The following is a 14,425-nucleotide window of genomic DNA, read 5'->3' on the forward strand; positions in this document are numbered from 1 at the left end:
CATCAGGACGTGTGGCGTCCTGATGGTGGCTTTCCTGACATTCGGAGCGGGCGGGCAGCGGGGGGTTCAGCAGCACGGCGATCACATCCGGAAGACGCCGAAGGCCGGGTCGGCCAGCGGGGCGTTGGCGGCGGCGGAGAGGGACAGGCCCAGCACCGTGCGGGTGTCGGCGGGGTCGATGACGCCGTCGTCCCAGAGGCGGGCGGTGGAGTAGTACGGGTGGCCCTGGGTCTCGTACTGGGCGCGGATGGCGTCCGGATCGGCGCCGGAGCCGACCGTGGAGAGCACGGTGGCGGCCTGCTCGCCGCCCATCACCGAGATCCGCGCGTTCGGCCACATGAACAGGAACCGCGGCGAGTACGCCCGCCCGCACATCGAGTAGTTCCCGGCGCCGAACGAGCCGCCGATGATGACCGTCAGCTTCGGGACCCGGGTGGAGGCCACGGCGGTGACCATCTTGGCGCCGTTCTTGGCGATCCCGCCGGCCTCGTACTCGCGCCCGACCATGAACCCGGAGATGTTCTGCAGGAACACCAGCGGGATGGCGCGCTGGTCGCACAGCTCGATGAAGTGGGCGCCCTTGAGCGCCGACTCGGAGAACAGGATGCCGTTGTTGGCCACGATCCCGACCGGGTGGCCGTGGATGCGGGCGAACGCGGTGACCAGCGTCGTGCCGTACTCGGACTTGAACTCCTGGAACCGCGACCCGTCGACGACCCGGCGGATCACCTCGCGCACGTCGTAGGGGGTGCGGGAGTCGGTCGGGACGACGTCGTAGACCGAGGCCGGGTCCTCCAGCGGCGCCTCGGTGGGCGCGACGTCCCAGGGCCGCGGCGCGCGCGGGCCCAGCGTGGCGACGATGCCGCGGATGATCCGCAGGGCGTGCGCGTCGTCGGTGGCGAGGTGGTCGGTGACGCCGGAGACCCGCGAGTGCAGCTCGCCGCCGCCCAGTTCCTCGGCCGTGACGACCTCGCCGGTGGCCGCCTTCACCAGCGGCGGGCCGCCCAGGAAGATCGTGCCCTGGTCGCGGACGATGACCGCCTCGTCGCTCATCGCCGGCACGTAGGCCCCACCCGCCGTGCACGAGCCCATGACCGCGGCGATCTGCGGGATGCCCCGCCCGGACATCTGCGCCTGGTTGTAGAAGATGCGGCCGAAGTGCTCGCGGTCGGGGAAGACGCTGTCCTGCTCGGGGAGGTAGGCGCCGCCGGAGTCGACCAGGTAGATGCAGGGCAGCCGGTTGTGCAGGGCCACCTCCTGCGCGCGCAGGTGCTTCTTGACCGTCATCGGGTAGTAGGTGCCGCCCTTGACGGTGGCGTCGTTGGCCACGACCACGCACTCGCGCCCGGCGACCCGGCCGACCCCCGTGATCATCCCGGCGCCCGGGGCGTCGCCGCCGTAGAGGCCGTGCGCGGCCAGCGGCGACAGCTCCAGGAACGGCGACGACGGGTCGACCAGGGAGTCGACGCGGTCGCGCGGGAGCAGCTTGCCCCGCTCGACGTGGCGGGTGCGGGCCCGCTCGGGGCCGCCGAGCCGGGCGGCGGCGAGCTTGTCCCGCAGGTCGGCGACGAGCTCCCGGTGGGCGGCGGCGTGGCCGGTCGCGGTGGGGCTGGTGGTCGTCACGCCCGACTCCCTCGGTTAGCGGTCGTTAACCACGTTAGCGACCATTAACCGGAGGCGCCATGGGCCACCCCGGGGAAGGGTCAGCGGGACTGACCGCGGGTGGGGGTGCCGCGCGGGTCGGTGGGGACGTGCCCGCCGCGGCGGTCGGGGCCCCCACCGCGCGGCCCGCCCTGCTGGTTCGGCGGGTTCGGCTGGTTCTGCTGCCCCGGACCGGGGGGCGGCAGGTTGGGATCGATCGGCTTGATGACGCCGGTGGTCGGGCCGGGCGGGCCCTGCGGGTGGAACCGCTGCCGCGGACCGGTGGTCTCGCTCGGGCGCACGATCGGGATCCCGCGCGGCGCGGTGACCGGGTCCTCGCGGGCGTCCTCGTCGCGGACGGGGCGGACGTCCTGCGGGCCGCGGGGCAGCGGGTTGATCACCGTGGTGGCCTCGCCGGTGTCCGACTGGTCCGGCTGGCCGTGGACCGGCTGGTTCGGCTTGCCCTGCGGCCCCTGCTGGCCCGGGGCGGCGGCGCGCGGGCGGACCGCGGGCATGCCGCCGGACGCCGTGGTGGAGACGGGCGCGGTGTGGTGCTCCGGGCCGTGGCCGGTGTCGTCGCGGCGCAGCTGCGGAGCCGTCCCGGACAGCAGCGCGTCGACGACCTTGCCGAGCCGGTCGACCTCGCTGCGCAGCGCGCCCGCGGCGGACCGGTCGAGCTGGCCGCGCTGGATCTGGTCGAGCCCGTTGCCCAGCGCGGAGAGCGGGGCGCGCAGCTCGTGGCCGGTCGCGGCGAGGCGGTGCTGCACGGCGCGGGCCTCCTCGAGCCTGCCCAGCAGCGCGTTCATCGTCTCGGCCAGCCGGGCCACCTCGTCCTGGCCCGCGGGCTCCGGCAGCGGCCGGTCGGGGTCGACCGCCGAGGCGGCCCGCGCCCGCAGCGACTCCACCGCGCCGAGCGGCTGCCCGGCGAACAGGTAGAACACCAGGCCGGAGACCACGATGAGGACCGGGACCGCGATCAGCACGTCGAACACCAGCGTGTCCGACACCGCCTGCTGGGCCGTCTCGTCGAGCCGGTCCTCGAGGGACGTGCCCACCAGGAAGATCAGTCCGACGCCCGAGAGCACCAGGACGACCGCCATCACCACTGCAGCGGTGAGCGCCGCTGTGACGCGCGCGCCGATCCGTGCACCGAGCCCGCCCACCATGGCAAGAGCGTAACGACAAGGCGCGCGACCCTGAATACCGCGCGGACGTCAGTCGGTTAGGAACCGTTAACCCCGCGCTACGCTGCGACGATGGCCACCGCCGGGGCCGCCGGCCCGAGCCGGCGCCAGCAGATCCTCACCGTGGCCGCGCAGCTGTTCGCCCGGCGCGGCTTCCACGGGGTCAGCATCGCCGACCTGGGGGCCGCCGTGGGGATCAGCGGACCGGCCCTCTACCGGCACTTCCCGGGCAAGGAGGCGCTGCTCACCGAGCTGTTGGTGGGCATAAGCGAGCACCTGCTGGCCGGCGGTCGGGGGATCGCGGCCGGCTCGGGCGACCCGTCCGAGGTGCTCGCCGCGCTGGTCCGCTTCCACGCCGACTTCGCGCTGCGCGAGCCGGAGCTGATCGTGGTGCAGGACCGCGACCTGGCCAGCCTGCCCCCCGCCGAGCAGCACCGGGTGCGCCAGCTGCAGCGCACGTACGTCGAGATCTGGGTGAGGACGCTGCGCCGGGTGCACCCCGCCCTCGCCGCCGAGGCGGCCCGCACGGCGGCGCACGGCGCGTTCGGGCTGCTCAACTCCACCCCGCACGCGGGCTCGCGCGAGCCGGAGGTCGCCGCGCTGCTCGGCCGGATGGCGCTCGCCGCGCTGACCGGCCTCACCCCGACCGCAGCGGGCTGACCCGCCGGTACGGGTGACGGGCCGCGCGCCGGTCTTGGCGGACGTGAACGATTCAGGGACCATCGTGGGCGAACTGTCGTTCCCACCGGCGCGGGCGGCCCCACCGCACCGCCGGGAGGCGCACGTGAGCATCCAGGACCCCGCCGTCGACGCCGCGCCCGACCTGCTGGCGCCCGACTCGCTCGCCGCGCACGCCGGCGTGGTCTCCGAACGGACCCACGAGGCCCTGCGCGCCGACATCCGCAGGCTCTCCACGATGCTCGGCCAGACGCTGGCCCACCACGGCGGTCCGGAGCTGCTGGAGCTGGTCGAGCAGGTCCGCGTGCTGTCGCGGGCGGCCGTGCGGTCCGGGGACGACGCCGGGATCACCGCCCTGCTGCGCGGCCTGGACGCGGGCGCGGCGGTCTCGCTGACCAGGGCGTTCTCCCAGTACTTCCAGCTGGCCAACATCGCAGAGCAGCGGCACCGGGCGCGCGAGCTGGCCGCGTCACGCCCGGAGGGGCGCGGCAGGCTGCACCGGCTCATGCAGCGCCTCGCGGTCACGGCCGACCGCGCCGAGGTGCAGGACGCGCTGAGCCGCACCGAGCTGCGTCCGGTATTCACCGCGCACCCCACCGAGTCGTCGCGGCAGTCGGTGCTGGCGATCCTGCGCCGGGTGGCCGACGCCCTCGACCGCGGCGCGCCCGACGAGTCGCTGGCCGCGCTGGTCGACCTGCTCTGGCAGACCGACGAGCTGCGCCCGGGCAGGCCGACGGTGGCCGACGAGGCCAGGGCGATCGGCTGGTACATGGAGCAGCTGGGCGGCCACGCCGTGCCCGACCTGCTCGGCGAGTTCGAGCGGGAGGTGCGGGCGGCCGGGTTCGACGTGCCGGACGGGCCCAGCCCGCTGGTGCTGGGCTGCTGGGTCGGCGGCGACCGCGACGGCAACCCCAACGTCACCCCGGCGGTCACCCGCGAGGTGCTGGAGCTGTACTCGGACCGGGCCGTGCGCATCCAGGAGGGGCTGGTCGAGGAGCTGATCAGCGAGCTGTCGCTGTCGACGCGGGTGATCGGGGTGTCCGAGGAGCTGCGCTCGTCGCTGGCCCGGGACCGGCGCGCGCTGCCCGACGTGCACGACCGGTTCATCCGGCTCAACGCCCACGAGCCCTACCGGTTGAAGCTGTCCTACGTGCTGGCCCGGCTGGCCAACACCCGCACGCGGCTGCGGGAGCGCACCGCCCACGTGCCCGGGCACGACTACCTCGGCCCGCACGGCTACATCGCCGACCTGGCCCTGCTCGACCGCTCGCTGCGCGCGCACCTCGGCGGCCGGATCGCCGACGGCACCCTGGCCAGGGCGCTGCGCAGCGCCCGGGCGATCGGGCTGCACCTGGCCGAGCTGGACGTGCGCGAGCACAGCGCGCGCCACCACGCCGCGCTCGGGGCCGTCTACGACGCGCTCGGCGAGCTGGACAGGCCCTACGCCGAGCTGACCAGGGCCGAGCGCACCGCGCTGCTGGCCGCCGAGCTGGACAGCGGCCGCCCGCTGGTCCGGCGCCACTACGGGCTGCCCGACGGCGCCGCCGACGTGCTGGCGATCTTCGACATGCTGCACGACGTCCAGCACGAGTTCGGCCGCGAGGTCGCGCAGACCTACATCGTGTCGATGTGCCAGGGCGTGGACGACCTGCTGGCGGTGACGGTGCTGGCCCGCGAGGCGTTCATGGTGGAGCTGCGCAACGACCCGCGCAGCTCGGTCGACCTGGTGCCGCTGTTCGAGACGGTCGAGGAGCTGAGCCAGGCCGGTCCCCTGCTCGACGAGCTGCTGTCCGTGCCCGGCTACCGCCAGCAGGTGCGCAACCGCGGCGACCTGCAGGAGGTCATGCTCGGCTACTCCGACTCCAACAAGGGCGCCGGGATCACCACCTCCCAGTGGGAGATCCACCGCGCGCAGCGCCAGCTGCGCGACATCGCGGCCAAGCACGGCGTGCGGCTGCGGCTGTTCCACGGCCGGGGCGGATCGGTGGGGCGCGGCGGCGGCCCGTCGGCGGAGGCGGTGGCCTCGGCGCCGTTCGGCACCGTGGACGCCACCATGAAGACCACCGAGCAGGGCGAGGTGGTCTCGGACAAGTACTCGCTGCCCGCGCTGGCCCACGACAACCTGGAGATCATGCTGTCGGCGGTGCTGGAGGCGACGCTGCTGCACCAGTCCTCGCGCTGGGACGGCGCCACCCTCGACCGCTGGGACGAGGCGATGACCGTGGTGTCCGACGCCGCCCGGGCCGCCTACCGCGGGCTGGTCGAGCAGCCGGGGCTGGCGGAGTTCTTCGCCGCCGCGACCCCGGTCGACGAACTGGGCGAGCTCAACTTCGGCTCGCGGCCGTCACGGCGCCCCGGCGCGGGCACCCCCACCCTGGAGGACCTGCGGGCCATCCCGTGGGTGTTCGGCTGGACGCAGACCCGGATGGTGGTGCCCGGCTGGTACGGCCTGGGCAGCGGGCTGCTCGCGGCCCGCGAGGCGGGCTACGGCGAGGTGCTCGACGAGATGCGCCGCTGGGCGTTCTTCACGAACCTGCTGGGCAACGTGGAGATGACGCTGGCCAAGACCGACCTGCGGATCGCCGGGTTCTACGTGGCCGAGCTGGTCGATCCGGCGCTGCACCCGGTCTTCGACGACATCACCGCCGAGCACGCCCGCACCCTGCGCGAGGTGCTGCGGCTGACCGGCAGCCCCACGCTGCTGGCCCGGCACCCGGTGCTGCGCAACACGCTGGCGGTGCGCGCGTCGTACCTGGAGCCGTTGCACCACCTGCAGGTCGAGCTGCTGGCCCGGCGGCGGCGCACGTCCGACCCCGACCCGGAGCTGCGCCGGGCGCTGTCGCTGACGGTGAACGGGATCGCGGCGGGGCTGCGCAACACGGGCTGAGCGGTATACCAGCGGAATCGAATACGTCTTCGAGAGCGCCTTGTCGGCGGCCCGATAATCGCGGGGCGGAAAACGTCGGCCGGTGCCGCCGTCTACCATCGCCCACTCCGGACAGGAGTGGGAGGCACCGTGCGCGATGACCTCGATCCGGCGGCGATCACGACGCCGGCGCAGTTCTCGGCCGCACTCCGCGACCTCGCCGCGGGCCGTTTCAATTGCGGACGCAAGATTCCACTCCGCACCATCCGCGCGCGCATCCGGGTGTTGCACGTCGTCGACCGCATCCTGCGCGACTGCGGCACTCCGGAGACCTGGCCGTTCGCTCCGCTGCCCGTCCTGCCGCCCAGCCGCATCGAGATCGAGGAGTGGCTCGCGGACAGCCGGGCCCTACCCGACCCGGTCTCGCTCGGTCGGCTGCTGGCGGCGTGCCTCGTGCCCGCGGCGCTCATCCAGCAGTGGCAGGACGCGCTGCACCGGGTCGAGAACTCCACCGCTGGTCAGGGCATGGTCCCGGGCCTCGGACCGGCACTGCGCCCGGTCGCGTCATTGACGTTCCTGTCGCACAGCTCGGCGGACAAGCCCGCCGTGCACACGCTCTACGACCGCCTCACCGCCGACGGCGTCCGCTGCTGGCTGGACGAGCAGGACCTCCTCCCCGGCCAGGACTGGGAATCGGAGATCATGCGCGCTCTCGACGACGCCGAGCGCGTGCTCGTCTGCCTGTCGCGCACGTCGCTCGCCGGCGCCGGATTCATGCGCCGCGAGGTCGAATTCGCCCTCGACCGCGCGATGGACCGGCGACCGGGAACCATCTACCTGATACCGGTGCGACTGGAACCGTGCGACATCCCCCGAGAACTGAAGCACCTGCATCACGTCGACCTGTTCACGCCGATCGGGTACACCCGGCTGGTCCACGCGATCCGGCACGGCTTCCCGGTCACCGGCCGCTGGTGACCTGACGGCGATCCGTCGATCGAGTCCCATCCCGTCGGTCGGGGCCACACGCAGCGCGCCGACCACATCCGGGGGCGCGTCACACGCCGGCGAGGACAGCTCCGGACCGGCCGAATCCACCCATTGTTCAACAACCCCTTTGCTCCACGTGCAACCTGACGTACCGTACGGAGTGGCAGTGGTCCAGGTCATGGATCGGGAGGGCAGCGGCATGTGGAGCGCGCCGGACGTCGGACCGTCTCACGGCGGTGTCCCGTCGACGACTCTGTGACCCTGTGACCATGGACCTCAACTCCGATCTCGGCGAGTCGTTCGGCCGGTGGGTGCTCGGCGACGACGAGGCGATGCTCGAACTCGTGACCTCGGCGAACGTCGCCTGCGGCTTCCACGCGGGCGACCCGTCGACGTTGCGGCGCACCTGCGCCTCGGCCGCCCGCTGGGGGGTGGCGGTCGGGGCGCAGGTGGGGTACCGCGACCTGGCCGGCTTCGGGCGGCGGTTCATCGACGTGGCGCCGGCCGAGCTGGCCGCCGACGTGATCTACCAGATCGGCGCGCTCGACGGGATGTGCCGGGTCGCGGGCACGTCCGTGCGGTACGTCAAGCCGCACGGCGCGCTCTACAACACCGCGGTGCACCACACCGCGCAGGCCCAGGCCGTGGTCGACGCCGTCCGCGACTACGACAAGTCGCTGCCGGTGCTGGGACTGCCCGGCTCGGAGCTGCTGCGGCTGGCCGAGGCGGCGGGGCTGCGGACCGTGCGGGAGTTCTTCGTCGACCGCGGCTACACCCCGCAGGGCACCCTCGTGCCGCGCAGCGAGCCCGGCGCCCTGCTGGAGGACCCCGACGAGGTGGCCGAGCGGGTGCTGCGGATGGTGAGCGCGGGCTCGGTGGTCGCGGTGGACGGCAGTGCGGTCGAGGTGCGCGCCGAGTCGGCCTGCGTGCACGGCGACTCCCCCGGCGCGGTGGCCATGGCCCGCGCGGTGCGCGACCGGCTGGAGGCGGCGGGGGTGGCGCTGCGGCCGTTCGTCGGTGGGCCTTCGTGAACGTGCTGCCCTGCGGCGACGCCGCCCTGCTCGTGGACGTCGACGACCTGCGCGAGGTGCTGGCGCTGGCCGATGCGCTGCGCGCGGACGCCCCGCCGGGGGTGCTGGACGTCGTGCCGGCCGCGCGGACCGTGCTGCTGACCGTCGCCCCCGGCACCGACCTGGCCGCGGTCCGCCGGGCGGTGCTGGAGCTGCGGGTCGAGCCCGGCGCGGCACCCCCGGACGGCGAGGTGGTGGAGATCCCCGTGCACTACGACGGCCCCGACCTCGACGAGGTCGGCGAGCTGACCGGCCTCGGCCGCGACGGCGTCGTCGAGGCGCACACCGGGCGGCCGTGGCGGGTGGCGTTCGGCGGGTTCGCCCCCGGCTTCGCCTACCTGGTCGACGGCGACCCGCGGCTGGACGTGGCCCGCCGCAGCGAGCCGCGGACCACCGTCCCGGCCGGCTCGGTCGGGCTGGCCGGCGAGTTCTCCGGCGTGTACCCGCGGGCGTCGCCGGGCGGTTGGCAGCTGATCGGGCGCACCGGTGCGACCCTGTGGAGCATGGACACCGGCGCCCTGCTGCAGCCCGGCGGCCGCGTGCGGTTCGTGGAGGCGCGATGAGCGCGGGGAGGGCAGGCGGGCGGGCCGTGGAGGTGCTGGCCGTCGGCCCGCTGGCCCTGGTCGAGGACCTGGGCCGGCCCGGTCTGGCGGCCACCGGCGTCGGCCGCTCCGGGGCCGCCGACCGCGCCGCGCTGCGGCTGGCCAACCGGCTCGTCGCCAACCCGGAGGGCGCCGCCGGCATCGAGGTCACCTTCGGCGGGCTCGCCGTGCGGGCCACCGCCCGCCACACGGTCGCGCTGGCCGGCGCGGCCGCCCCCGCCGACGTCGACGGCACGCCGGTCGGCCACCACTGCCTGGTCCACCTGCGCCCCGGCCAGGTGCTGCGGCTCGGCGTCCCGCCCACCGGCCTGCGCAGCTACCTGGCCGTGCGCGGCGGCATCTCGGTCGACCCGGTGCTCGGCTCGCGCAGCACCGACGTGCTCGGCGAGCTCGGGCCGCCGCGGCTGGAGGTCGGGCAGGTGCTGCCGGTCGGACCCGAGCCCGACGACCTGCCGCTGATCGACGTGGCCCCGGTGGCCGACCCCCCGGGCGGACCGGTCACCCTGCGCGCCGTCGCCGGGCCGCGCGCCGACCGCGTCGCCGACCTGTCCGTGCTCGCCGCCACCACCTGGACGGCGTCCAGCCGCAGCGACCGGGTCGGCATGCGGCTGGAGGGCGGCAGGCTGGACTGGGCGCACGGCGGCGAGATCCCCAGCGAGGGCATGGTCCGCGGCGCCGTGCAGGTGCCCTCCGGCGGCGAGCCGGTCGTGTTCCTGGCCGACCACCCGATCACCGGCGGCTACCCGGTCGCCGCCGTCGTGGTGGACGCCGACGTCGACCGGGCCGCGCAGGTCCGGCCCGGGCAGACCGTGCGCTTCCGGCTCGTCGACCCACCGTGGAGGGACCGTTGATGACCGTCACCGAGCTGATCCCCGAGCAGGCCCGCGACCGGTTCGCCCGCGGCCTGGTCACCCCGACGGCGGGCTGGTGCCCCGGCTGGGCCCAGGCCAACCTCATCGCCGTCCCGCGCGCTCTGGCCTGGGACTTCCTGCTGTTCACCCAGCGCAACCCGAAGCCGTGCCCGGTGCTGGACGTGCTGGAGGCCGGGGCCACCGGGGGCCCGCTCCTCGACGGCGACATCCGCACCGACCTGCCGCTGTACCGCGTCTACGTCGACGGCGAGCTCGCCGAGGAGACCACGGACGTGACCGGCTGGTGGCGCGGCGACCTCGTCGGGTTCCTGATCGGATGCAGCTTCACCTTCGAGCGGGCGCTGGTGGCGGCGGGCGTGCCCGTCCGGCACGTCGACCAGGGCGTCAACGTGCCGATGTACCGCACGACGCGGCGCTGCCGGTCCGCCGGGTCGGTGGGCGGACCGCTGGTGGTGTCGATGCGCCCGGTGCCGGGCGCGCTGGTCGAGACGGCGGTGCGGGTGACCGCGGCCTACCCGGCGGTGCACGGCGCCCCCGTGCACGTCGGCGACCCCGCGGAGCTGGGCATCGCCGACCTCGACCAGCCCGACTACGGCGACGCCGTGCGGTTCGAGCCGGGCGACGTCCCGGTGTTCTGGGCGTGCGGGGTGACCCCGCAGGCCGCGGTGGTCGAGTCGCGCCCGCCGCTGGCGATCGCGCACGCGCCCGGCCACATGCTGATCACCGACGCGCGCGACGAGGACTACCGGATCCGCACCGCGTAGCCGGCGGGCTCGTGCCCGGCGGCCGGCCCGGGCCGCAGGGTGATCGGCACTAGCGCCGGCGGGACAGGCCCACCCCGACCAGGCAGACCGCGCCGCCGACCACCGCCAGCACCGGCGGCAGCTCGCCGAGCAGCACCGCCGACATCACGATGGTGATCGGCGGCACCAGGTACGTGGTGACGCCGAGCCGCCCGGCGTCCATCCGGGCCAGGGCGTAGGCCCAGGTGCTGAAGGCCAGCGCGGTGGGGACGGCCCCGAGGTAGAGCACGCCGAGCGTGGCGGCGGCCGGGGCGGCGGCCAGCTCGCCGACGAGCTGCGGGGTGAACGGCAGGCTGCACACCGCGCCGACCGCGCAGGCCAGGAACGTGACCTGCAGGCCGGGCAGCCTGCGCAGCACCGGCTTCTGGGCGATCACGCCGATGGCGTAGGTGACCGCGGCGAGCACGCACAGCAGCACTCCGAGCAGGTCGGTCTGCTCGGAGTCGGCGGTGGCCGCGCCGACCAGCACCGCCCCGCCGAACGCGACCAGCGCGCCGATCACCAGCCAGCGCGGGAAGCCCTCGCCGAGCAGCAGGCCGGCGAACAGCGCGATGAGGACCGGGCCGATGTTGACCAGCATGGCCGTGGTGCCGGCGTCGACGGTCTGTTCGGCCCAGGCCAGCGCCACGTTGTAGATCCCGAACCAGGCGACACCGCACAGCACGATCAGCGCCCACTCGCGGCGCGTCGGCGCCACCCAACGGCGGCTGACGAGCACCCCGGCGCCGAGCGCGAGCACCCCCACCAGCAGCCGGCCCTCGGTCAGCGGGCCCGGGCCGTAGGACTGCGCCGCCGCGCGGATGACCACGAACGCCGACGCCCAGGCGAGCACGGTGATCGCGACGGCGACGACCGCGACCCAGCGCCGACCGCCGTCGGCCGCGACGGGCGGGGGCGGTGGGGTGGCCGGCTCGGCGGGGATGGCGGACAGGGCGTCGGACGGTTGGCTCACGCGACAACGCTAGCCCCGGCAGCTGGCGGAAATCACCCGCTTTTCCCCGGCCTCGGACGCGTTCCTGCGAGGAAACAACGGCAGGCAGGAGAGCTCGGGGTAGGGGTTCGGTTGGGGTGATCACCAGTTGGGGTACACGAGCCGCGCTGGTGCGGTTGAGGTACCCATCACGGCGATCACACCCTCTGCCGCGTCCTCGCAGAGGCGGTGTGGTCTGCGCAGGTTCCCCGGACCCTGCGCAGACCACGGTGCCTCTGCGAAGAGCCGCTCAACCGGACGAACGCCCCTCTACGGAAGTCCCTGCAATCAGAGGCGCACGCCGCGCATGCGCCGCCGGAGGCGAACGACGCCCACCCCACCGAACCGAACCCCTCGGAAGGCGTCCCGAGGAGCCACCCCGACGCGGGCGTCACCCCCCGGTACCGAGCCAGGCCACGAACCCGTCCAGCAACCGCGCCAGCCCGAACTCGAACAGCGAGTTCAGGTCCATGTCGATCTCCGCATCCTCGCCGACGGCGGTCAGCATCGGGAAGCCGCCCGCGGCGAGCACCGCGTCGAACGCCGGCTGGGTGGCGCGCATCCACTGGTCGGCGGTCAGCCCGGTGTCCTGCTCGGCGCGGGCCTCGGACTCCAGGTTGATCGCGCAACCGCGGACGTAGCCGGCCACCGTGACCGCGGCGTGCAGCATCGTGGTCTGGTCGAGGCCGTGGCCGGCGAAGGCGCGCAGCAGGGCCTCCGTGTGCAGCATGCCGTGCGGGGCGTTCTGCGGGCGGCTCATCGACATCAGGCCCGGCGACCAGGGGTGGCGCCGGTAGCAGGCCCACTGGGTGCGCGCCAGCAGCTCCACCCGGACCCGCCAGCTCGCCCCGGGGGGCGGGATCGGCGGCGGGGACTCGGCGAACACCGCGTCGAGCATCAGCACCAGCAGCTCCTCCTTGCCGCGCACCCTCGGGTACAGCGACATGGTGGCCACGCCGAGCTCGGCGGCGATCCGGCGCATCGACAGCCCGCCGAGCCCGTCCTCGTCGGCCATGGCCACGGCCACCGCCACCACCTGCTCGGTGCGCAGGTCCCGCGGGTCGGGGTGCGCCGGTGCGGCCGAGCGGCGGCGAGGGGTCCGGTCTGGGCGGTCGACGACCATCGTGCCGACGCCGGGCACCGCGCGGACCAGGCCGTCCTCGCGCAGGTCGGCGAGCACCCTGGTGGCGGTGGCCAGTGCGACGCCGTGCTCGGCGGCGATGCGCCGGGCCGAGGGGACGAGCTGCCCGGCGGCCAGTTCGCCCGCCGAGATCCGGGTGCGCAGGTCGTCGGCGATCTGCCGGTAGCGGGGGACGTCGGGCATCGGGGCCTCCGTACTAGTACGCCTGCCGGGGTGCGCTGCGCCGACGCTGCCGTACTAGTACACCCGACCGGTGGTTGCACCTTCTTGCTGGCGTTCCCTCGGTGTTCTCGTCCACTGTACGTCGTACGGCAAGCACGCCGGACACGACGAGCAGCAGGGGGACCCGATGTCGGGCAAGACGGTTCTGATCAGCGGCGGGGGCATCGCCGGGCCGGCGGTGGCGTACTGGCTGCAGCGGTTCGGGTTCGTCCCGACCGTGGTGGAGCGCGCGGCGGCGCCCCGGCCCGGCGGGCACGCGGTCGACCTGCGGGGCGCCTCGCCCGGCGTGGTCGAGCGGATGGGCCTGCTGGACGAGGTCCGCGGGCGGTCCCTGCACGAGCGCGGGATGGCCTTCGTGGACGCCGACGGGCGCCACCGCGCCGAGATCCCGGTCGAGGCGTTCGGCGGCCGGGGCGGGGTCGCCGAGATCGAGATCCTGCGCGGCGACCTGGCGGAGGTCCTCGTCGACGCCACCGGCGACGGCGTGGAGTACCGCTACGGCGACCACATCACCGCGCTCGACCAGGACGCCGACGGCGTGCGGGCGCGCTTCGCCTCCGCCGTCGAGGAACGCTACGACCTCGTCATCGGGGCGGACGGGGCGCACTCGCGGGTCCGGGCGCTGGCCTTCGGGCCGGAGGAGCGGTTCGCGCACCCGCTCGGCGCCTGCACCGCGCACTACACGATCCCCGCCGAGCGCGCGGTCGCCGACGGCCTGGACCTGGGCGAGTGGTTCTCGGTGCACAGCGCGCCCGGCAGGCGCATGGTCGCCACCCGGCCCGACCGCGACGGCGGGATCAAGGCGATGTTCATGATCGGCTCGTCGGGCGCGGACGACGCGCTGCTGCGCGACCCGGTCGCCCAGCGCGCGCTGCTGCGCGAGCGGTTCGCCGACGTCGGCTGGCAGGCGCGGGCGATGCTGGCCGCGATGGACGGCGCCGACGACTTCTACTTCGACTCCTACGCGCAGGTGCGGATGCCCACCTGGTCGAACGGTCGCGTGGTGCTGCTCGGCGACGCCGCCTACTGCCCGTCCCCGATCACCGGGCAGGGCACGAACCTCGCGCTCGTCGGGGCGTACGTGCTAGCCGGGGAGCTGGCCCTGGCCGGGGACGACGTGGCCGCCGGGGCGGCGGCCTACGAGCGGGCGCTGCGCGAGTACGTGCAGCGCAACCACAAGCTGCCGCCCGGCGGGCTGTCGGCCATGCTGCCCGGCTCGCGGTTCGCCATCCGCATGGGCTACGCCTTCAACCGCCTGATGACCAGCCGGTTCGTCGAACCGCTCGCCACCAGGCTGATGCTCGGCGATGACGACGGCTTCACCCCGCGCGACTACCCCGCCGACCTGGCCAGCCCGACGCGCTGCGCGTGACCGGCGGCCCGGAC

The 14,425-nt window shown here is 74.7% G+C and carries 12 protein-coding genes; 8 read left to right on the forward strand and 4 right to left on the reverse strand.

What is annotated here, in order from left to right; all coding sequences use genetic code 11:
* Positions 1 to 81: 81 nt before the first annotated feature.
* Both KDL28_RS09380 and KDL28_RS09385 read right to left on the reverse strand, forming a co-directional pair.
* The gene (locus KDL28_RS09380) at positions 82 to 1,623 is read right to left on the reverse strand and encodes a carboxyl transferase domain-containing protein (protein ID WP_252437017.1); all 1,542 of its coding nucleotides are present in this window, start codon (positions 1,621 to 1,623) and stop codon (positions 82 to 84) included.
* 80 nt (positions 1,624 to 1,703) lie between these two features.
* Positions 1,704 to 2,807: a HAMP domain-containing protein gene (locus tag KDL28_RS09385; RefSeq protein ID WP_252437018.1), complete on the reverse strand. Its 1,104-nt coding sequence runs from the start codon at positions 2,805 to 2,807 to the stop codon at positions 1,704 to 1,706.
* 90 nt (positions 2,808 to 2,897) lie between these two features.
* Here KDL28_RS09385 and KDL28_RS09390 point away from each other — a divergent pair, with 90 nt between their 5' ends.
* The 7 genes from KDL28_RS09390 (at position 2,898) to KDL28_RS09420 (ending at position 10,667) form a co-directional block, all read left to right on the forward strand.
* Positions 2,898 to 3,485 (forward strand): SACE_7040 family transcriptional regulator, encoded by a 588-nt coding sequence (locus KDL28_RS09390; protein ID WP_252437019.1) that lies wholly within the window; start codon positions 2,898 to 2,900, stop codon positions 3,483 to 3,485.
* Positions 3,486 to 3,609: 124 nt separating this feature from the next.
* Positions 3,610 to 6,390, forward strand: coding sequence for a phosphoenolpyruvate carboxylase (gene ppc / locus KDL28_RS09395; RefSeq protein ID WP_252437020.1), 2,781 nt, complete (start codon positions 3,610 to 3,612; stop codon positions 6,388 to 6,390).
* A gap of 129 nt (positions 6,391 to 6,519) precedes the next feature.
* Positions 6,520 to 7,347, forward strand: a complete 828-nt coding sequence (locus tag KDL28_RS41405; RefSeq protein ID WP_252437021.1) for a toll/interleukin-1 receptor domain-containing protein — start codon at positions 6,520 to 6,522, stop codon at positions 7,345 to 7,347.
* A 281-nt stretch (positions 7,348 to 7,628) separates the two neighbouring features.
* Entirely contained in the window at positions 7,629 to 8,390 is a 762-nt protein-coding gene (locus KDL28_RS09405; RefSeq protein ID WP_252437022.1) for a LamB/YcsF family protein, read from the forward strand.
* The gene (locus tag KDL28_RS09410; protein WP_252437023.1) at positions 8,387 to 8,992 is read left to right on the forward strand and encodes a 5-oxoprolinase subunit B family protein; all 606 of its coding nucleotides are present in this window, start codon (positions 8,387 to 8,389) and stop codon (positions 8,990 to 8,992) included. Before KDL28_RS09405 ends, KDL28_RS09410 begins: the two co-directional genes overlap by 4 nt.
* Positions 8,989 to 9,882, forward strand: coding sequence for a 5-oxoprolinase subunit C family protein (locus KDL28_RS09415; RefSeq protein WP_252437024.1), 894 nt, complete (start codon positions 8,989 to 8,991; stop codon positions 9,880 to 9,882). The genes KDL28_RS09410 and KDL28_RS09415 overlap by 4 nt, the downstream gene beginning before the upstream one ends.
* Positions 9,883 to 9,896: 14 nt before the next feature.
* Positions 9,897 to 10,667 (forward strand): putative hydro-lyase, encoded by a 771-nt coding sequence (locus KDL28_RS09420; protein ID WP_372496937.1) that lies wholly within the window; start codon positions 9,897 to 9,899, stop codon positions 10,665 to 10,667.
* Between the two features lie 49 nt (positions 10,668 to 10,716).
* On the opposite strand, the gene KDL28_RS09425 is transcribed toward KDL28_RS09420, so the two are convergent.
* Positions 10,717 to 11,658 carry a DMT family transporter gene (locus KDL28_RS09425; protein ID WP_252437026.1) on the reverse strand — a complete coding sequence of 314 codons (942 nt, stop codon included), beginning with the start codon at positions 11,656 to 11,658 and terminating at the stop codon, positions 10,717 to 10,719.
* 409 nt (positions 11,659 to 12,067) lie between these two features.
* Positions 12,068 to 13,000, reverse strand: a complete 933-nt coding sequence (locus KDL28_RS09430; RefSeq protein ID WP_252437027.1) for a TetR/AcrR family transcriptional regulator C-terminal domain-containing protein — start codon at positions 12,998 to 13,000, stop codon at positions 12,068 to 12,070.
* A gap of 166 nt (positions 13,001 to 13,166) precedes the next feature.
* Here KDL28_RS09430 and KDL28_RS09435 point away from each other — a divergent pair, with 166 nt between their 5' ends.
* The gene (locus KDL28_RS09435) at positions 13,167 to 14,411 is read left to right on the forward strand and encodes an FAD-dependent monooxygenase (RefSeq protein ID WP_252437028.1); all 1,245 of its coding nucleotides are present in this window, start codon (positions 13,167 to 13,169) and stop codon (positions 14,409 to 14,411) included.
* Positions 14,412 to 14,425: the final 14 nt, after the last annotated feature.

It is taken from the genome of Pseudonocardia humida (genome assembly GCF_023898865.1).
In the GTDB taxonomy this organism is placed as follows: Bacteria; Actinomycetota; Actinomycetes; order Mycobacteriales; family Pseudonocardiaceae; genus Pseudonocardia; species Pseudonocardia humida.